At 65.0% G+C, this 18,221-nt stretch carries 16 protein-coding genes; 7 read left to right on the forward strand and 9 right to left on the reverse strand.

Translation table 11 applies throughout. From position 1 onward, the window contains the following. Positions 1-32: 32 nt before the first annotated feature. Positions 33-2,210 (forward strand): glycosyltransferase family 39 protein, encoded by a 2,178-nt coding sequence (locus EWU68_RS09650; RefSeq protein ID WP_238692414.1) that lies wholly within the window; start codon positions 33-35, stop codon positions 2,208-2,210. A 75-nt stretch (positions 2,211-2,285) separates the two neighbouring features. Here EWU68_RS09650 and EWU68_RS09655 read toward each other — a convergent pair whose 3' ends face one another. The 5 genes from EWU68_RS09655 to EWU68_RS09675 all read right to left on the reverse strand — a co-directional run bounded on the left by EWU68_RS09655 (position 2,286) and on the right by EWU68_RS09675 (position 8,300). After that, complete coding sequence (locus EWU68_RS09655) at positions 2,286-2,882, reverse strand: TetR/AcrR family transcriptional regulator (protein WP_129315922.1); 597 nt, start codon at positions 2,880-2,882, stop codon at positions 2,286-2,288. A gap of 103 nt (positions 2,883-2,985) precedes the next feature. Next, positions 2,986-4,257, reverse strand: coding sequence for an acetylornithine deacetylase (gene argE / locus EWU68_RS09660; protein ID WP_129315923.1), 1,272 nt, complete (start codon positions 4,255-4,257; stop codon positions 2,986-2,988). Positions 4,258-4,573: 316 nt separating this feature from the next. After that, positions 4,574-5,095: a flavin reductase family protein gene (locus EWU68_RS09665; protein WP_129315924.1), complete on the reverse strand. Its 522-nt coding sequence runs from the start codon at positions 5,093-5,095 to the stop codon at positions 4,574-4,576. 198 nt (positions 5,096-5,293) lie between these two features. After that, a complete protein-coding gene (locus tag EWU68_RS09670) occupies positions 5,294-6,649 on the reverse strand; it encodes a UDP-glucose dehydrogenase family protein (protein ID WP_129315925.1) in 1,356 nt (451 codons plus the stop codon). 880 nt (positions 6,650-7,529) lie between these two features. After that, positions 7,530-8,300 (reverse strand): LysE/ArgO family amino acid transporter, encoded by a 771-nt coding sequence (locus EWU68_RS09675; RefSeq protein WP_129315926.1) that lies wholly within the window; start codon positions 8,298-8,300, stop codon positions 7,530-7,532. A gap of 79 nt (positions 8,301-8,379) precedes the next feature. On the opposite strand from EWU68_RS09675, the gene EWU68_RS09680 reads away from it, so the two are divergent. Next, positions 8,380-9,297 (forward strand): LysR family transcriptional regulator ArgP, encoded by a 918-nt coding sequence (locus tag EWU68_RS09680; protein WP_129315927.1) that lies wholly within the window; start codon positions 8,380-8,382, stop codon positions 9,295-9,297. An 87-nt stretch (positions 9,298-9,384) separates the two neighbouring features. Here EWU68_RS09680 and EWU68_RS09685 read toward each other — a convergent pair whose 3' ends face one another. Continuing rightward, positions 9,385-10,998, reverse strand: a complete 1,614-nt coding sequence (locus tag EWU68_RS09685) for an FAD-dependent oxidoreductase (RefSeq protein WP_129315928.1) — start codon at positions 10,996-10,998, stop codon at positions 9,385-9,387. A 240-nt stretch (positions 10,999-11,238) separates the two neighbouring features. On the opposite strand from EWU68_RS09685, the gene EWU68_RS09690 reads away from it, so the two are divergent. Next, positions 11,239-11,778 carry a YceI family protein gene (locus EWU68_RS09690; protein WP_129315929.1) on the forward strand — a complete coding sequence of 180 codons (540 nt, stop codon included), beginning with the start codon at positions 11,239-11,241 and terminating at the stop codon, positions 11,776-11,778. A gap of 141 nt (positions 11,779-11,919) precedes the next feature. After that, positions 11,920-12,597, forward strand: a complete 678-nt coding sequence (locus tag EWU68_RS09695) for a spermidine synthase family protein (RefSeq protein ID WP_129315930.1) — start codon at positions 11,920-11,922, stop codon at positions 12,595-12,597. 659 nt (positions 12,598-13,256) lie between these two features. On the opposite strand, the gene EWU68_RS09700 is transcribed toward EWU68_RS09695, so the two are convergent. Both EWU68_RS09700 and EWU68_RS09705 read right to left on the reverse strand, forming a co-directional pair. After that, positions 13,257-13,640: a hypothetical protein gene (locus EWU68_RS09700; RefSeq protein WP_129315931.1), complete on the reverse strand. Its 384-nt coding sequence runs from the start codon at positions 13,638-13,640 to the stop codon at positions 13,257-13,259. Continuing rightward, positions 13,641-14,141 (reverse strand): cell division protein CrgA, encoded by a 501-nt coding sequence (locus tag EWU68_RS09705; RefSeq protein WP_129315932.1) that lies wholly within the window; start codon positions 14,139-14,141, stop codon positions 13,641-13,643. A 252-nt stretch (positions 14,142-14,393) separates the two neighbouring features. Between EWU68_RS09705 and EWU68_RS09710 the strand changes: the two genes are divergently transcribed. The 3 genes from EWU68_RS09710 to EWU68_RS09715 are packed head-to-tail and all read left to right on the forward strand — an operon-like array spanning position 14,394 to position 15,905. Continuing rightward, the gene (locus EWU68_RS09710; protein WP_420852880.1) at positions 14,394-15,095 is read left to right on the forward strand and encodes a class E sortase; all 702 of its coding nucleotides are present in this window, start codon (positions 14,394-14,396) and stop codon (positions 15,093-15,095) included. After that, positions 15,096-15,257 carry a hypothetical protein gene (locus EWU68_RS13055; protein WP_165162135.1) on the forward strand — a complete coding sequence of 54 codons (162 nt, stop codon included), beginning with the start codon at positions 15,096-15,098 and terminating at the stop codon, positions 15,255-15,257. It begins immediately after the preceding gene. 9 nt (positions 15,258-15,266) lie between these two features. After that, entirely contained in the window at positions 15,267-15,905 is a 639-nt protein-coding gene (locus EWU68_RS09715; RefSeq protein WP_129315934.1) for an anthranilate synthase component II, read from the forward strand. 44 nt (positions 15,906-15,949) lie between these two features. Here EWU68_RS09715 and pknB read toward each other — a convergent pair whose 3' ends face one another. After that, positions 15,950-18,217, reverse strand: coding sequence for a Stk1 family PASTA domain-containing Ser/Thr kinase (gene pknB / locus EWU68_RS09720; RefSeq protein WP_129315935.1), 2,268 nt, complete (start codon positions 18,215-18,217; stop codon positions 15,950-15,952). Positions 18,218-18,221: the final 4 nt, after the last annotated feature.

The following is an 18,221-nucleotide window of genomic DNA, read 5'->3' on the forward strand; positions in this document are numbered from 1 at the left end:
GGCCCGCCCGAATCGACCGACCCAGGAATGCGATGACTCCTTCAACTATCACCAGACATGCCATGACCAGGACCGCACCGACCGCGGAGGCGCCGAACGCCGACCCCGTGCCGCGCCGTCGGCCCATACTCTTTCGAAGGGAACCCGGGGAGCCCGCCTGGATCAACCCCGCCATCGCGGCGATGATGGTCGCTGCGACGACTGTCTACCTCTGGAATCTGACGATTTCCGGTTACGGGAACAGTTTCTACGCAGCAACGGTCAGAGCCGGGAGCACCTCGTGGACCTCTATGCTCTTCGGGTCACTGGATGCCAACAATGGCATCACGGTGGACAAACCCCCGGCGGCCTACTGGATACCATCCCTCTTCGCCCGCGTCTTCGGCTTCAGTTCCTTCACGGTCCTGCTCCCGCAGGCCCTCATGGGAATCGCCACGGTGTGGGTCCTGTACTTGGCCGTCCGGCGGACCAACGGCAAGATCGCGGGGCTCGTCGCCGGATCGACGCTGACCCTCACCCCGGTCGCCGTGATGATGTTCAGGTTCAACAACCCGGATGCCATGCTGACGCTCTGCCTGGTGCTGGGAGCCTACTTCACGATCCGCGCGATCCAGTCCGACCGCGCCGCGAGGTTCGCATCGGCTGGGTGGATGCTCGGGGCCGGGCTGATCCTCGGCCTGGCGTTCCTGGTCAAGATGCTTCAGGGGTTCATGACCATTCCGGCTCTCGTGGTGGCTTTCGCGATCGCGGCCCAAGCCGGCTGGCTGCGAAAGATCCGCGACGTCGTCGTGGCCGGTATCGGCGTGTGCCTCCCCGTGGGTGCCTATGCGGCAGTCTTCGCGTGGTGGCCCGAGGGATCACGTCCGTACATGGCCGGAACGGAATCGAACTCGTTCTGGGAGCTGGTCATGGGCTACAACGGCCTGGCCAGGATCTTCGGAAATTCCGGTGGCGGGGGCGCGCCGGGCGGCGCGAGTGACCAGGCCGCGGAGACCGCCGGTGGCGGCGCGGCGGCCGGGGCCGCGGCGGGCGGAGCCCCCGGTGGCGGCGGGCCCGGCGGCGGCACGATGTTCGGCGGCGACGTCGGAATCTTCCGCATGTTCAATTCCGGGTTCGGCGCCGAGATCTCCTGGCTGATTCCGGCCGCGGTGATCATTCTGGTCGCCGGCTTCTGGCTGACGCGCCGCGCGCGGCGGACCGACGACACGCGGGCAGCACTCATCGTGTGGGGCGGCTGGCTGATCGTCAACGCCGGGGTCTTCTCCTTCATGGAAGGGACCATCCACCCGTATTACGTGGTGGTTCTGTCTCCTGCGGTGGCCGCAATCGTCGGCATCGGCGTCGCCGAATTCTGGCGAGGACGGCGGAACTCGGTGACCCGGCGAACCGCCGCTCTTGCTCTGCTGGCGACCGTCATCTGGAGTTTCGCCCTGATGCAGCGCGAGGCCCCCGATTGGCTGCCGTGGCTCCGGTGGGTGCTTCTGATCGGCGGCTCGGTGACTTCCGTCCTGATTTTCGTGGGACTGCCGAGGTCCGGGACCGGCTCGGTCCGACGCGGCGCAGCGGTTCTGGCGGTGGCGGCCCTCGTCTTCGGCGGTCTGGGCTCCGGAGCCTGGGCCCTGGCCACGGTCGGCAATGCGCACAATGGGTCGATTCCGACGTCGGGCCCCTCGGCCGCGGGCGAGAAGGGCGGAATGGGCCAAGGCGCCGGAGGCCCTCAGAATGGCGCAGGAGGCCAAGGACAGGGCGTCGGCCAGGACGGCCAGAATCAGGTGGACCAACAGGCAGGACAGGGGCAGGGTGCCCAACAGGATGGACAGGGCCAGTCCTCGCAACCCGGTGGCGGAGCCAACGGCGGCGGAATGGGCGGAGAAGAAGCGAACAGCGAGCTCACCGACCTTCTCAAGAACGCCGGGACGGAATACTCCGCCGCGACGGTCGGCGCGACGAGTGCCGCGAGCTACATGCTGTCCTCGGATACCGAGGTCCTGGACATCGGCGGCTGGATGGGGTCCGACCCCTACCCGACCGTCGACGAGTTCAAGTCCATGGTCGATGACGGACGGATCCGGTACTTCGTGGCCGGCGGCATGGGCGGCGGCGGAATGGGGGAGTCGTCGTCCTCCGAAATCCAGGAATGGGTCAAGGCCCACTACGAGGCCTCGACCGTCGGCGGCACGACGGTCTACGACCTGACCAAGGAAAAGTAAGAGCCGCGCAGGTCGCGTCGCCTCCCGGCCCCCGAGGTTCGCTCTGGGGCCGGGAGGCGGGCGGCCGCTGGTCGGTCAGTCGTCCATGTGCTTGATGCCGCCCCAGGTGAAGCGGACCAGAACGTCACTGAGCCTCTTCTGCTCTTCGGGAGTCTCGGCGGTGGAAATCACCTTCGAGGCCGTCAGGGCCGCACTGATGATGGCCTCCGCGCAGAGACGGCAGGCGGCTTCCTCCGTGAATTTCGATTCCTCGCGCAGAACCTCGGTGAGGGTGTCGACGAGACGATCGCGCAACTTTCCGACGCGTTGGTCGACCGCCTTGGTGTTGAGCATGTCCGACTCGAACAGGATCGTGTACCGATCGGGCTCCTGGATCACGAAATCGGTCAGGACGTGGATGGAACTTTCCGTGCGCTCTTCGGAGGCCAAGTCCGCGTGGAGAGGCGTGTACATCATGGACAGGAACTGTTCGGAGCAGTCCTCGATAACGGCCAGGTACAGATCGTCCTTGCTCTTGAAATATCGATACAGGAACGGCTTGGACAGGTTCGAGGTCTCCGCGATCTCATCCATCGTGGTGCTGTGAAATCCTTGATGGGCAAAGGCCTTCAGCGCCGTTCCGAGAATCAGTTCGCGTGCTTGTTCGTGTTCCATACGCCGTTTCCGGGGCATGTCATCTCCTCCGAATATGTGTGATGTCTGCACCCTCCCCGGCCAATATTCTTCGATAAAAAGCTATTCGCGCGGCACGCATTGAACGGTGAGGCCGGTCGGTTTACGCCTTCGATTTTTTCAAGATTTCTATCATAAACCGTTCACAGGCTTCGATCTGGGACAACTCGACCCATTCATTTTCCGTATGGGCCTGAGCAATGGACCCGGGGCCGCACACGATGGCCGGAATTCCGGCGGCAAAATATTGACCGCCTTCGGTCCCGTAGGAGACATACGGCGACTCGCCGCCGCCATCGAGCACCGCGCCGAGTTCTTCGGCGAATTTCACGATCGGGGCATCGGCGTCGGTATTCAACGCGGGGACCTGAGCCAGGAGCTCGAAATCCACACCGACCTTGCCCAGGGCCTTCTCGTCCGCACCACCGAACGAGCGCACGCGGTCGATCTCCTGTTCGAGAGCCGGCTCGACGGTGGTGCGGAGGTACTCGCGGATGCGTTCGGCCAGGTCGTCCGGGTCGATGCCGGGGACAATCCGGAAGTCGTATTCCAGCACGCAACGATCGGCCACGATGTTGTAGGCCGATCCTCCCTGCGCGAAGTTCACGCCTCCGGTGGTGTAGGTGATGTTGAAGCCTTCCTTCCGGGGGCCGTTGTCCCGCAGGTCGTCGACCAGCCCGTTGAAGAAGTGGATGAATTCGCCGGCGTGCCTCACGGCGTTGATTCCCAGGGGTGCCAGGGAAGAGTGCTTGGGGACGCCGCGGAACGTCAGGCGGCCGCGTTGGGGTGCCTTGTGGGCCACCACAATGTTCATCAGCGTCGGTTCGCCCACGATCGCGTACTGGGGCCGGACGCCGCGTTCCACGAATTCCTCGATCATGCGGGGCGCGCCCAGGCATCCGAGCTCTTCGTCATAGGTGAAGGCGAAGTGAATCGGGTCGGAGAGTTCCTGCTCGACCACGCGCGGAAGCAGCCAGAGCGCGACGCCGATGAAGGATTTCATGTCGGCGCCGCCGCGGGCGTAGAGCTTGCCGTCCCTGATGGTCGGCACGAACGGATCCGTGTCCCACGGTTGGCCCTCGACCGGAACGACGTCGGTGTGGCCGGACAGGACCACGCCGCCACTCGTGCGACCGTCGGCGGCCGGGACGGTCGCAAAAAGATTGGCTCGCTCGCCGTCGTCGGAATACGTGCGGTGTGTCGGGATCGAATGGCGCTCGAACTGCTCCTCGATGTACTCGATCAGGTCGAGATTCGAGGTCTCACTCACCGTGGGAAAACGGAGGAGCCGGTCGATCTGCTCGAAGGAGGAGGGGAGGGCCGCCGGCCCGGAAGTGTGCACGGTCTGTTCAGTGGAAACCTTGTCAACGCCCATAGGCCCAGCCTAGTCCGTGGCTCGCCGGCGGAAAGAAGTTCGTTTCGTGCGATGGCGAGGGCCTCGCTGCTCGAAGAGAAGCGCTGGGTTGCCGTGTGCCGACGGCATCAAAATTGGGGGATCAGATGCCGTAGTGATTTTCGGTGATTGAATGACGCGATCGGTCTATGGGGGTCTGACCGCATCTCACCGAATTGCCGCACTGTGCACACGAGCAACCCAGCCCCACAAAGCTAGCCTGTCCGCGAGCGACCACAATAATTATTTCAACAAATTACGGAGAAAATATTTTTCCTGACAGCGGACTGGACAGTAACTAAATTATGTATGAGTGTTCGCCCAAAGAATGGAATGCTCTTCGGTGATAAACCAAGGGAGTTCCCGGATCGTCGTTCCGTGCGGCTTCGATGACCTCGGCGGTGAAAACCAGGGCGGGGCCGGCCTGGGCCTGCGTCAGGGTGCGGCACCGGAGCACACGGCTCACGTCCGTGAGCAAGGGTTCACCGGTGGGCAGGGTCTCCCAGTTCATGACGTCGCCGAAGCGGGGCGCGCCGTGAGTCGCGAAGGTCTTGGCCAGTTCCACGTTCTCCGCGTCCAGGAGGTGAACCAGGTAGGTGTCTGCGTCGGCTATGTGAGCCGCCGACCCGCGCCGAGCGGCCAGGGAGAACCCCAGGATGGCGGGGTCGGCGGATATGGAGGAAACGGACGAGGCGGTCAGGCCCACCGGCCCTTCCTCGTCGGTGGCCGTAATGATGGCGACGCCCGCGGGGTGGTGCCCGAAGATCTCCTTGAAGATCTCGGAGATGGTCTCCCTGTTCTCTGGACTCGCGTCAGTCATCGATCATCCTTTCAGCGGGTTCGCTCCAGATTCCCGCTAGGCCTGCCTTTCGTCTCACGATAGAGCGGCCGTCCGGCGCCACGCAGGCGAAGACGTATTCTTACGTCTCATCTCCCAATGTGACCGCAGTGTGAATTCGCGCGGTCTCGGATGCTGGGGGTTGGCTCCTCGCGCGAGGGGCTGCGGCGTCGTCGGCCGTTACCGGGCATCGGCGGAAACCGTCGGTTCCGCTTCCCGACGTCCGACCGAGATGTAGTGGAACCCGCCTTCTGCCACGCGGGACGGATCGTAGAGGTTCCTGCCGTCGACAATGACTCGGCCACGCATTCGGGACGCGAGACGATCGGGATCGAACATGCGAAACTCTTCCCACTCGGTGCAAATAGCCAAGGCGTCCGCGCCGGTGAGCGCGTCCAGGTTGCCGCCGGTGAAGACCACCCGGTCGGCCTGACGGCCCAGGGCGGCCCGGAAGGTCTCCATGGCCACCGGATCGTATGCCCGAACATTGGCGCCGGCCTCGATGAGGGAACGAACCAGGTCGAGGGAAGGCGCTTCCCGGACGTCGTCGGTCTTCGGCTTGAACGCGAGGCCCCAGACGGCCACCGTCGCACCCTCGAGGGAAGGTACGGCCCTGGCCAGCTTGCGGAACAAGGACGCCTTCTGCGTCACGTTCACGGCGTCGACGGCGTCGAGGATACGCGGCTGACACCCCGTGGTCCGGGCGGTGTGGGCGAGCGCGGCGACATCCTTGGGGAAACACGACCCGCCGTATCCGGCACCGGCATAGAGGAACGGGTATCCGATGCGCGAGTCCGATCCGATACCCACACGGATCTTCTCGACGTCGGCCCCGGTCGCCTCCGCGATGGTCGCGATTTCATTCATGAAGCTGATCTTGGTGGCGAGCATCGCGTTCGCGGCATACTTGGTCAACTCGGCCGACGGGACATCCATGGCCAGGATCTTCTCGTGTTGCCAGTTGAGGGGCTTGTACACGTCGCGCATCGTCTGCTCATCCTCCGGACACGACGTGCCGATCACGATCCGCTCGCTGTGCTTGAAGTCCTGGATCGCGGCCCCTTCTTTCAAGAACTCCGGGTTGGAGCACACGGTGATCGTGGGGCGATTCTCGCGGTGCGACAAGGCATCGTCCACGATGTCTTGGACGCGCGCGGCGGTGCCGACCGGAACCGTGGACTTGTTGGCGATCAGGAGCCGATTCTCGGTGAGCCGACCGATGTCACGGGCCACGGCGTCGACATAGGTCAGGTCCGCGGAACCGTCCGGGCTCTGGGGTGTTCCCACTGCTATGAAAGCTACTCGGGCATCGCGGAGCCCCTCGGCGGCGTCGTCCGTGAAGTTCAGGCGACCCTGAGCCGTATTGGCACGGATCATGTCCTCGAGGCCGGGCTCCCAGATGGGGCAGCCCCCGGACCGGAGCATGTCGACACGGGTTCGATCGACATCGATGCAGGTGACGTGGTGCCCACCGTCGGCAAGGCAGGCCCCGGTCACGAGCCCGACGTATCCCGAACCAAAAATTGCGATTCTCATGTCTGCTTTCCTTGTATGTGATGGCCCGTGCCGCGGGCCGGCGGGTCTCTCGACGCTTCACGGTAGGTTTGCCCAGACGAACGCGAGCTGAACTGCCCGTGACCTCTCCCAGAAGGTCTGCGGAAGGAGCATCGCGGCGCTGGGGCGGTGGTGCACTCGTTGGGGGTCCGAAGGGCAGGACTTCTCGACGTGCAGAGCTGCCGGGGGTCTTCCTGAAGGGTTGTCCGTGCACTGCACGTGGACGGTGGTTCTCTCGTCGGGCAGGGGGAGGGCGCGCGGCCTTGTAGCCCACATCCAGGGGATTGGCCTCGGCCGCTGGGCCAGGGGCCTCGCTGATCCTTGACCAGCATCCTTCGTGGCGCTGGGGGCCTCGGCCCGACACCTGCCACACGTCAGGATTTGCCATGAGAGCCGGAGGCTCATTGCCCGTTCTTGACCCACGACGGTCGGGCCGATGGTCGGGTGCCGCCCCGATGAGGCCCGAGCCATTCGAATATCAATCGGAGGTGTCGCACGGCGATGGCGGGAGGTTCCAGTGAAACCTGGACAGCCCCCAGTGCGGTTCTCCTGATGCTCACACGGATGACAGTGCCCTTCAGGTATTCCTCACCGGAGGAGCGCAAGGGCACGATTCGCGCCCTGCTCATCCCCCTTGGGGGCGGCGAGCCAGTGAGCTCCTGCGCAGAGGAGGTCGCTGCCTACGCGACGGTAGTCGGAATCCGGAGGAGTGGTGTGCGAGTGGGAGAAAGACACTACTTAATCTTTCCTATGTAACTGATAAGGATACCTTGAACATAAACATAGTAGCGTTCAAACTCCAGGCATGAACGGCGCCCGTGGCAGCAGCGCACGCGGCGTCACAGGAGAAAGAGGCAGATGCCTACCCCAGGATCAGGTGACCTGCGATGAAGAACATGAGCAGTGCGATGAAGCCGTCGAGGATCCTCCACGTTCCGGGGCGCGCGAAGAAGGGGCGAAGGAGCCGCGCTCCGAAGCCGAGGGCGAAGAACCACACGGTTGAGCCCAATACGGCTCCCACGAAGAAGAGCCACCGACCCGGATCGCCCTGTTGGTTGCCGACCGACCCGATCAGCACCATGGTGTCCAGGTACGTGTGCGGATTCAGAAAGGTCATCGCGGCGCAGGTGAGAAGCAGGGCCAGCACGCTGGGTTCCGACGTCGTTGCCCTGCGAGCGGTGGAACGGGCGCGGGCCTTCGCGCGCCTCTTCACGGCGACGCCGCCCCGGTGCGTCGCGTCGACCTCGTCTCGCTCGAGATCCTGGACGGTCGAACCTTCGTCAGGAACTCTCGCGCCGGGCCCGATGGCGTCCTGCGGCGTCACCACCAAGGCCTCACCGCTGGGCCAGATCGCCCTCTTGGCGGCCATCAGGCCGTAGCCGAGCAGAAAGGCCACGCCCGCCCAGAGCAGCACGGTCTGCACCCACGGAACCTCCTGGACCAGGTAGCCCATTCCGCCGATGCCGGCCGCGTACAGCAGGGCATCGGCAGCGATGCAGAAGATGATGATCGGCATCATCGGGCGTCCCAGGATCCCCTGCTTCAGAATGAACGCATTTTGCGCGCCAATGGCCGTGATGAGGGCGAGAGTCGTCCCGAGGCCCAGGAGAATCAGCGAGAAGTCGATGGTCATGGAACCACGGTAGGACGGCCGCAGGAAACAGTACAGCTAAACTTTTTCAGGATACCTTAGATCATCTTAGGATGAGGCCATGAGGAGATTTACCGCCGAGCAGCTCAGAACCTTCGCCACCGTGGTGGAAGAAAAAACCTTCGAAGAAGCCGCACCAGTATTGGGGGTCTCCGCGTCCGCCGTATCGCAACGAATCAAGGCCATGGAGCAATCGTGTGGGCAGATCCTCCTCCGGCGGTCCAACCCTGTCGAACCCACCGACCCCGGGGCCACGGTCCTCCGGCTCGCGAAGCAGATCGAACTGCTGACCGTGGAGTCGGAACGAGAACTCACCGGCGGGGACCAGGCTCGGCGACTCGCGATCGCGTCCAACTCGGATTCACTGGCCACCTGGCTCTTGGACGCGCTCGCCTCGGTGCCCCGTGACGAGCGCATCTACTGCGAGGTCCACCGAGAGGACGAAAGACATTCCTCGGCCCTGCTGCGGTCCGGATCGGTCATGGGCGCGCTCACCGTGGATCCCCAACCGGTTCAGGGGTGTTCCGTGGAAGTCCTGGGATCCACGCGTTACTTCATTGCCGCGTCCCCGGACTTCATCGACCACTTCTTTCCTGGGGCCGACGGCCTCCCGCACATGCTCACGGAACAGCGGCTTCGCGAGGCACCGGTGATCCAGTTCGAGCGCAAGGACATCATGCTCGATGACATGGTCCAGCTGCTCGCGGAGAGCCACGGTCTCAGGCCGCAGATGCAGGCTCCCCGCGTGTACATCCCTTCATCGACCCAGTACTACCGTTCGGTTCTTCTGGGCATGGGGTGGGGAGCCGTGCCCGACCTTCAGGCGGAGGAAGCGCTCGAACGGGGTGAGCTCATCAAGCTCGTCGACCGGCCCATCGACATCCCCATCTACTGGCAACGGTGGACGATCGATTCGCCGGCGCTCCAGACGCTCACCGAAGCCATCAGGGCCACGGCCCACGCTCGCCTCCGCCAATGACGGCGAACGCCGTTCCGGGGCTGCCCCCATCTCGGGGCGAAGCGAATCGACCGGACACGGCGTGCCCGGCGCCAGCGTGAGGTGCTTCTATCGACTCAGGTACTCCGCGGCCGTCTCGCCCGCGATGCGGCCCGAGTTGAACGCGAAGGCAAGGGTCAGGCCGTCGATCTGAGGGTACGTGCCTCCGTAGAAACCGGTGGTTTCGTTGCCGCCGGCGAACAGGCCGGGAACCGGAACACTGTGCGCATCCAGAACGCGGGCACGTTCGTCGATACGGATTCCGCCCAGCGTCCCGCGGATGGTGTTGACCACCTTGACGGCGTAGAACGGCCCCTCGCTCACTCGGTGGCGGAGTATCGAGGCGGGAGTGAAGAATTCGTCGTCGTCGCCGTTCTCCACGGCTTCGTTGTAACGGTCGACGGTCGCGGCGAACTCTTGCGCCTGGAAACCGACGGCGCCGGCCAACTCCTCGACGGAAGTGCCCATGTAAGCCGATCCGCAATCCACGGCTTCGCCCAGGGCCTCCACGAGTTGCGGCTGGGCCGGAGTGCCCACGGTCCCGGGAGGCAGTGGTGCGCCGTGGTCCTCGGCCGGCGAGAGATCGAGCCCGTCCGAGGACAGCTTCTCGACCGTTTCCGAATCCAGAATCATCCAGAAATGACCGCCCTGCTGGTAGACCGCCGACCCGCGCTGCCCGAACCGATAGGTCACGGCCTCGTCGATGAACCGTTTGCCTGCGGTGTTGACCCACAACAAGGGAAGGTTCGCGAGGACTGCGAGTGCGCGGGAGGAAAAGCGCCCGGGGACCGTGAAGCTCGGGATGTCCAAGGTCCGGTCGGCGGTCGCGACGCCGCCTGCCGCAGAGGCGATGTCCAGGCCGGTTCCCACGGACTTGCGTTCCCCGGTGAAGTGGAGGGTCGAAGCGTCAATGGGGCCGAGTTCCTTCTGGACCAGCTCGAGGTTCCCGACGAATCCTCCCGTGCCGATCACGACGGCACGCGCACGGATGTCGACATGGATGGGGGCGGAGTTTTCGTCCGAGGCGAGATCCTCCGTCGCGTCCTTGCTGAGCGCGGTCGGGGTGGAGATCGGCTTTCCGGCCTCCGTCTTGTCGGCCCGGATGCCCAGGATTTCTCCCTCGTCGCCGATCTCGATGGAGGTCGCCGCGGTTTCGGTCAGGAGGGTTCCGCCCATGGCTTCGAAGGACTTCAGCATCTTCTTGAACCCGCCGAATTTGGAGGCGTACCGGTGGTACGTGCGCGCGTTGCGATGGGCCGTCAGGATCCCCGTTTCGGCGCGGACCGGGGCGACGTGGGCGTCGTCGTGCTCGGCCAGGGTGGTTTTGAGCCCGTGCCCTTCGAGCCAGGAGACGGTTTCGCCCGATCGTCCGACGACGGCGCGCACCAATTTCTCGTTGCACCGGTGACGGTTGTACTCGGTGATCGCGTGGAAGGCGTCCTGCACGCTGAAGGTCTCGCCGGCCTCGCGCTGTTGATCCGACTCGTAGGCGGCGAAGCCGGTGGCGCCGAACATCGCGGCCCCGCCCGGGCGGTTGCCCTTTTCGAGCAGGACAACCCTGATTCCCTGTTCGGCCGCGGCCAGTGCTGCTGCAATTCCTGTGCCGCCCGCACCGAGCACGACGAGATCTGCCTCGTACTGCTCGGATTCTTCGCGGGGCTCAAACACGGGTGCGGTAGTCACATGTCCTCCATCGGTTTAGGTGTACCTAACAGGGTAGATGGAAATCTCGTGGTGTGACAGGTGTGCGGCGGCGTCGAGGCCCGGACGTCATCGAGGGAAAATTTCCGTCATGACTTGCCGCTGCCGCGCAACGGAAAGCTCGCGTGGGGTCGGGAATAGATGTCGACGCCAGGGGGTTACGGTGGAAAAGGTTTACTTGTAAAGTAAATGGCGAACACAGATCGAGAAAGGATCATCACCATGACCGCATTCAACGAGCTCACCCCCGGCACCTGGACCTTCGACCCCGCTCACTCCGAGGTCGAGTTCACCGTCCGCCACGCAGGGATCTCGAAGGTGCGCGGCACCTTCAACGAGGTCTCCGCAGATCTCAACGTCGGCGAGGAATCCTCCGTGACCGCCTCCGTGAACGTCGGATCCCTGGATACCGGCAACGCCGACCGCGACGCGCACGTCAAGGGAGCCGACTTCTTCGACACCGAGAACCACCCGGAAATGACCTTCACCTCGACGTCGATCGAGTCCGATGGCGAAGACTTCACCCTCAACGGTGACCTGACCATCAAGGGCGAGACCCGTCCCGTGTCCTTCACGGGCGAGTTCGGCGGCGTCGCCGTCGACCCGTTCGGTGCGACCCGCGCTGGCTTCTCGGTGGCGGCGTCGATCTCCCGCAAGGAATTCGGCATCACCTGGAACGCAGCCCTGGAGACCGGTGGAGTCCTGGTGTCCGACAAGGTCACGATCTCGCTCGACGTCGCATTCGTGGCTCCGACCGCGTGATGAAAGCCTGACGGCATCCCAGCCCGCGCAAGGCCTCCCGACCTCCTTCCGAGGCGGGAGGCCTTGCGCCGTTCGGGCGTCCTCGACCGTGCGCTACGGTCGAAGGAGATACATTGACCGACCCGCCGACGGAGGTTCGCCATGGCGACGCTCGAAGACTGGACGAAAGCCCACCGATCGTGGGTCGATGACTTCGTTCTGAGCCTCAGGAGCGCGGGGGCGACGTCGGAGGAGATCGCCGACCGTCTCTCCGCCGTGCACGCCCAGTGCGACGACGTCGACCGGTTCCCCGAGGACGAGTACGGCGACGCCGAAAGCTACGTGCGGTCCTTGGGATTCGAACCCAAGTCCACGGAGAAGCGAGGAATTCTCCACATCGCCCTGCCCGTCGTCGTGCAGGTTCTCCTGCTGCTCGTGGGTTCCTACGCGATCCGCGACTGGATCACGGGCACCGACCTCGTGGTCAACATGGGCACCCTGATCTGCTGGATCGTTCTGGTCGCGCTGGTTGGGGTCACCACGGCGACGACGGCCTGGGGGAGCACCGCGATCTACAACGCATGGGTCTTCGGCATCGTCTTCGGAATCGCCATCGTCATGGGCGTCGCCGGCGCGGTCCTGTCGCGGGCCGACCTCCCCATGGTCTTTTCCGGGACCCCGGTGCTGCTGGCCGTGGTCGCGATCCTCGGGGTTCTGGCCATCGCGGTGACCTCCACGCTGCGACTCAAACGCTCGACGTCGCCCCTTGTCCTGGCAGTGTTCTGGGTGATCCCCCTGTTCATGGCGATCGACGCCGGGTTCACCGCCCTGAACGCCTGAGTCCGGTTCGGTCTCGCGGGGCTCGCGGGGGGGGGGTCGGCCGCGGCTGCGCCCCCCGGCCTCGGCCCCGGCTGGCCGCGCGACCCCCGGCCTCTCGCCGCGGCGAGACCCCCGGCGGGCCTCGGCCCCGGCTGGCCGCGAGGTGGCAATCTTGTGCGGCTCTGACCCCGCGAGGTGGCAGTATTGTGCGCCCCTGGCCCGCGAGGCGGCAGTATTGTGCGTTGCCCTCCGCGAAGTGGCAATCACGTGCGTCGCTGATCCGCGAGGTGGCAGCTTTGTGCGCTCACCCCCGCGAGGTGGCAATCACGTGCGTTTCGGCCCGCGAAGTGGCAATTCCGTGCGGAATTAGGCCCGATTTCCGCACGGAATTGCCACCTCGGCGCCGGAAGTGCACGTGATTGCCACTTCGGCGCCGGAAGTGCACGAAATTGCCACTTCGACCGCGGGGCTGGCGCCGGAACTGCACAAGACTGCCACTTCGACCGCGGGGCGGTCCTGGAGCTGCACGTGGTTGCCACCTCGGCCCCGAAAGTGCACGAAGCTGCCACTTCGACGGAGGGCTGGCGCCGGAACTGCACAAGACTGCCACTTCGACCGCGGGGCGGCCCTGGAAGTACACGAAATTGCCACTTCGACCCCGAGGACGGCGCCAAAACCCGCTATGAAACCAATTTCTGGATCACGAAGTAGATCGCCGGGACCAGAACGAGCAGGAGGAGAGCCCACCGCCGGAGTCGGGTTTCGGTTTTTGCGGCCCTGATGTCGGGTCGGGGTTCCTGCGCGTGGGCGTCGGCATCCGCGTCGGGCTCGCTCCTCAAGTGAGCGACCGGCCCGGGATCCGGTTCGTCGCCACGAACGACGTCGTCGCCGCGCCCGTCTCCACGCGCATCCCCACGCGCGTCCCCGCGCCCGTCGCCGGTCCCGCCGGTCCCGCCGCGCCCATCCCCGCGCCCGTCCTCGGTCCCGCCGCTGGTGCCGTCCACCGCGTCGGGGTCACGCTCCGGCTCGTCCTCGGGGCCGAGGGGAGACCGGTCAACGGCCACTCAGCGCCACCTGGTGGTCATGATGAGTCCGATCATCATCAGTCCGATGCCGATTGCGATGTTCCAGAAACTGAGGTCCGGAATGGGGAGGGCCTGGTTGGAGATGTAGAACGTCATGATCCACAGCAACCCGATGATCATGAAGCCCAGCATGATCGCGATGTACCACGTGGGGGTCGGCGAGGACTGCCGGATGTTGGAGGTCATGTCGTCAGCGATCTTGCGGAGACGCTCGTCCTCGGCGCTCTCGTGCGACCGCTTGGATTTCGCGGTCGAGCGGGTCTCCGAGGTCTCGGTCTCGTCCTGCTTGTCGGCCACGAGGGTGGTCTGGCGGTCCGTTTCGGCGACGGCGTCGCCGGTGTCGTTCGACGCGGCGTCGGTTGCAGAACCCGCGACGCTCGAGCCGGAGCGGCGCGATCCGAAGCGCCCGCGCCGGGCCTTCTTGTCGGGCGACGTGCCGCCGGTGGGCGTGTCCTCGCCGTTGTTCTTGTCCTCGGCCATTCTCGGTCCTCCTGGAATCCCGCGTTCGACGACCGCGGTGTCCACATCAGGTATGATTCTTGCGCGCAACGGCCCGTCTTCGGCGTCCGTTCGCCTGATTGTCGAGTCTAACCAATCCGCCAGGGTGTTGCCGATACGGGCAGGTGGATTCACAGCTCGCCCCAATGATTTTGGCAACACATTCTGCGCCTGGAGGTAGACGTGTCGGCCCGTGAGAGGCCCGAATGCGCCGGACGACGTCGCGGCGGAGTCGTGGGAACAGTGGTCCAGGTCTTCGGTGAGCTTCTCATCACTGCCGGACTCGTGCTGGTTCTTTTCGTCGCCTGGCAGCTGTGGTGGACCAACCTGGAATCCGACCGGACGCAGGCCGACGCCGTCGCCCACCTCAAGGACGATTTCCGCTCCTCGCCGCCCGAAGACACGAAGGGCGACTCGGAGAACCCCGTCGTCGACGCCGCCCCGGGCCACGGGCAAGGCATCGGCATCATGTACATTCCGCGATTCGGGCACGACTACGAACGCCCGATCATGCAGGGAACGGGACGCGACGTCCTGGACACCTTGGGCATCGGGCACTACGAATCCAGCGCCATGCCGGGGGACGTGGGCAACTTCGCCGTGGCTGGACATCGCCAGACCAACGGCAAGGTTTTCGACCAGATCGACCAGTTGGTGGCCGGGGACCGCATCTACGTCAGGACCGCTTCGGGCTACTACACCTACGTTTTCCGAAACAACGAAATCGTGCTCCCCTCCGCCACGGACGTGACCGCCCCCGTTCCCGGGAACCCCGGGGCGGAACCCCAGGACCGACTCATGACGCTGACCAGTTGCAACCCCCGTTTCGGGTCGTCCGAACGGATCATCGCCTACGCTGTCTATGAGGGATGGCGGCCCCAGGCGGAGGGCCCGCCCACGGAGATTGCCGACCAGGTGGGAGAGGACGGAAAATAGATGTACGGCTGGATCTTCGCCCACATGCCAGGTCCCTTGTGGGTCCGGATCATCATTGCGATTGTTCTGGTGGTTGCGGTGGTCTGCCTCATGGTGGAGTACCTGTTTCCCTGGCTTGCCGAGTACAGCCCGCTGAGCCCCAATGTGACCGTCGACGAGTAGGAGAATCCCATGACCATCAAGATCCTTGTGGTGGACAACTACGACAGCTTCGTCTTCACCCTCGTCGGATACGTCCAACAGTTCGGGGCGGAGACCACCGTGATCCGCAACGACGATCTGACCTCGGCCGAGGCCAGGGACTTGGCCGAACAGCACGACGGCGTCCTGCTCTCGCCCGGCCCCGGCGCACCCGCCGAGGCCGGTGTCTGCATCGACCTCATCAACTGGGCCACCGAGCGCGACAAACCTCTCTTCGGGGTGTGCCTCGGTCACCAGGCGATTGCCGAGGCCTTCGGCGGGACTGTGACCCATTCGCCCGAACTCATGCACGGCAAGACGTCCCGGTTGACCCACAACTCTACCTCGGTCTTTTCGGGGGTCAGGACCCCGTTCACGGCAACCCGATACCATTCGCTGGCGATCCAGGACGGGACCCTGCCGGAGGTCCTGGAAGCCACCGCCTGGACCGAGTCGGGCATCATCATGGGCGTGCGTCACCGCACGGCCCCGATCCACGGGGTGCAGTTCCACCCCGAATCGGTGCTGACGGAGGACGGCTACCTGATGGTGGGGAACTGGCTCGAATCCCTCGGGCTCTCGGGGGCCGTCATGAAGGGCCGCGACCTGTCCCCGTTGATCGAGGCGTGATCACGGCCCGGTGACCCATTGCCGGTCCCCGGTCGGACCAGGAGTCACCGCGGTTGGCTGGGGCTGGGCGACGGCGAGGCGTTCGAGGGGCTGCTGCTGGGAGACGGGCTGTTCCCCGGCTTGTCGTTCCCGTTCCCGTTGGCGTTGTTGTTGCCGTTCCCATTGTTGCCACGGTCATTGCCCGAGCCGTTGTTCGACCCTGAACCGTTGGTTCCCTGACCCGACCCGTTCGAGGTGCCGTGGCTGCTCGAGGGGCTGGGGGACGGCGTCGACGTCGGCCGCGGGCCCGAGGAAACGGTGATCGTGACCGTGGAGCCCTGGGCGATGGACGTTCCGCCCTGGGCCGATTGTCGGACGACGGTTCCGGCGGGCTGACTCGAGTTCTCGGTCGTGATCTCCGTGGAGAGCAGGGTGTCCTTGCCGGTCAGCTCGGCCACGGCCTCGTCGCGGGTCTTGCCGACGACGTCGGGGACCTGGACCTTGCCGGTGGAGAGCACCAGGTTCACGGTGCTGCCGGCCTTGACCTGCTCGCCCAGGTTCGGATGGGTCCCCACCACGAGACCGGCCTGGATGGTCGGGTTGTTGGCGGTCTCGACGCGTCCGGCCTTGAGCCCCAGCTCCTCGAGGCGGGAGCGGACATAGGCCTCCGACTGGCCGGCGAGGTCATCGGGCAGACTGAGGTTCTCCGGGCCCTTGGACACGTGCAGGGTCACGGTCGAATCCTTCTCGACTTCGGTTCCCTTGCTCGGGTCCGTCTTGATGGCGTTTCCGCTCTCGACCTTGTCCGAGAAGTCTTCCGAGACCTTGACCTTCAGCCCCTCGTTGCGGAGGCGGTTCTCGGCGTCGGATTCGGACTGGTTCTCGACCGCGGGCACATTGACGTAGACCGGCTTGTTGAGTTCGTTCTGATAGTAGAGCCAGGCACCCAGGGCGGTGGCCGCCAGCAGGAAGATGATGAGTCCGAGGATCACGTTCTTCCACGCCGCACGACGCCGCTTCCTGGCGGCCAAGGCCTTGTGCCGCTCGTAGTCGTACAACTCCTCGTCGGTGTATTCATCCTGTGCCGAAGGGAAGAAGCCCGAGACGCTGGAGTCCTCCATCTGGGGAGTGCGCCCTTCGTGCATGGTGTATTCCGAGTCCTGGCTGCCCGCCGAGTCCTCGGGAGAGTTCAGGGAGGACGTGTACGCGTGGTCGCCGTTTGCGACGTTCGCATCGTCCGCCGACCGCGATGCGGCTGCCCCGGCGCCTGCGGCCGTTGCTCCCGCGGCAATGCCGGTCACACCGCCGATGGCCTGCGTGGGATCTTCAGCGGGGTTTCCGGCGTGGTCCACGCTGATCCCGTGCGAGGCGTTCTGGAGGGCGAAGGAGAAGTCCTCGGCGGATTGGAAACGGTCCGCCCGGTTCTTCTCCAAGGAGCGGAGGGCGAGGGCATCCAGCGCCGGCGAGATCTCCGGTCGGAACGTGCTCGGCGGCTCCGCGGTATCGCGCATGTGCTGCTCCATGACCTCAACGCTCGACGAGCCGTCGAAGGGCGGCCGTCCAGCGAGCATCTGATAGAGCAGGCACCCGACCGCGTACAGGTCGGAGCGTTCGTCGGCGGTTTCTCCCCGCGCCTGTTCGGGGGAAATGTACCTGGCCGTGCCCATGATCGTCTGTGCCTCGGTCAGGGGACGCGCGGTCTCGGTCATGGCCCGGGCGATGCCGAAGTCCATGACCTTGATCCTGGCCGGACGGCCCAGGGCCTCGTCCTCTTCGGTGCGGTCGAGGACCATGACGTTCCCGGGCTTGATGTCCCGGTGGATGATGCCGCGCTCGTGGCTGTACTGCAGCGCGTCCAGAATCCCTTCGGCGTAACTGAGGGCGTCGTCGATCGGGAGTTGACCCTTCTCGGACAGGACGTCCTTCAGTGTGTTCCCGTTCAGGCGTTCCATCACCATGTACGGGACCGAGTCCGAGTCGACCTCTTCGACGGGTTCGACGTCGTCTTCGGGATGCTCCGGTTCGACCTTGGGCATCGGCGCCGTCGCTTCCGGGTCCTCCAATGCCTTTTCCTCGGTCACGGGGCTGAAGGTCCCCGTGTCGAAAACGGCGATCACGGTCGGGTGGTTCATCGAGGCAATGGCCTCGGCCTCCCGACGGAAGCGAGTGCGGAACACGCCGTTCTCCGCGTGCTCGGGACGCAAGACTTTGATGGCCACCTGACGGCCGAGGCGATTGTCTTCGGCGGCGTAGACGGTGGCCATGCCGCCGGAGCCCAGGATCTCACCCAGTTCGTACCGGTGGTCGAGAATACGTGGAACGCGCAGATTCATAGGT

The sequence above is a fragment of the Rothia koreensis genome, assembly GCF_004136575.1.
In the GTDB taxonomy this organism is placed as follows: domain Bacteria; phylum Actinomycetota; class Actinomycetes; order Actinomycetales; family Micrococcaceae; genus Rothia; species Rothia koreensis.

Excerpts from the sequence above, each read along its gene's own strand:
- EWU68_RS09650 (WP_238692414.1), top strand. The coding sequence starts at position 33 with ATGACTCCTTCAACTATCACCAGACATGCCATGACCAGGACCGCACCG.
- EWU68_RS09655 (WP_129315922.1), bottom strand. The coding sequence starts at position 2,882 with ATGCCCCGGAAACGGCGTATGGAACACGAACAAGCACGCGAACTGATT.
- argE (WP_129315923.1), bottom strand. The coding sequence starts at position 4,257 with ATGGGCGTTGACAAGGTTTCCACTGAACAGACCGTGCACACTTCCGGG.
- EWU68_RS09665 (WP_129315924.1), bottom strand. The coding sequence starts at position 5,095 with ATGACTGACGCGAGTCCAGAGAACAGGGAGACCATCTCCGAGATCTTC.
- EWU68_RS09670 (WP_129315925.1), bottom strand. The coding sequence starts at position 6,649 with ATGAGAATCGCAATTTTTGGTTCGGGATACGTCGGGCTCGTGACCGGG.
- EWU68_RS09675 (WP_129315926.1), bottom strand. The coding sequence starts at position 8,300 with ATGACCATCGACTTCTCGCTGATTCTCCTGGGCCTCGGGACGACTCTC.
- EWU68_RS09680 (WP_129315927.1), top strand. The coding sequence starts at position 8,380 with ATGAGGAGATTTACCGCCGAGCAGCTCAGAACCTTCGCCACCGTGGTG.
- EWU68_RS09690 (WP_129315929.1), top strand. The coding sequence starts at position 11,239 with ATGACCGCATTCAACGAGCTCACCCCCGGCACCTGGACCTTCGACCCC.
- EWU68_RS09695 (WP_129315930.1), top strand. The coding sequence starts at position 11,920 with ATGGCGACGCTCGAAGACTGGACGAAAGCCCACCGATCGTGGGTCGAT.
- EWU68_RS09705 (WP_129315932.1), bottom strand. The coding sequence starts at position 14,141 with ATGGCCGAGGACAAGAACAACGGCGAGGACACGCCCACCGGCGGCACG.
- EWU68_RS13055 (WP_165162135.1), top strand. The coding sequence starts at position 15,096 with ATGTACGGCTGGATCTTCGCCCACATGCCAGGTCCCTTGTGGGTCCGG.
- EWU68_RS09715 (WP_129315934.1), top strand. The coding sequence starts at position 15,267 with ATGACCATCAAGATCCTTGTGGTGGACAACTACGACAGCTTCGTCTTC.
- pknB (WP_129315935.1), bottom strand. The coding sequence starts at position 18,217 with ATGAATCTGCGCGTTCCACGTATTCTCGACCACCGGTACGAACTGGGT.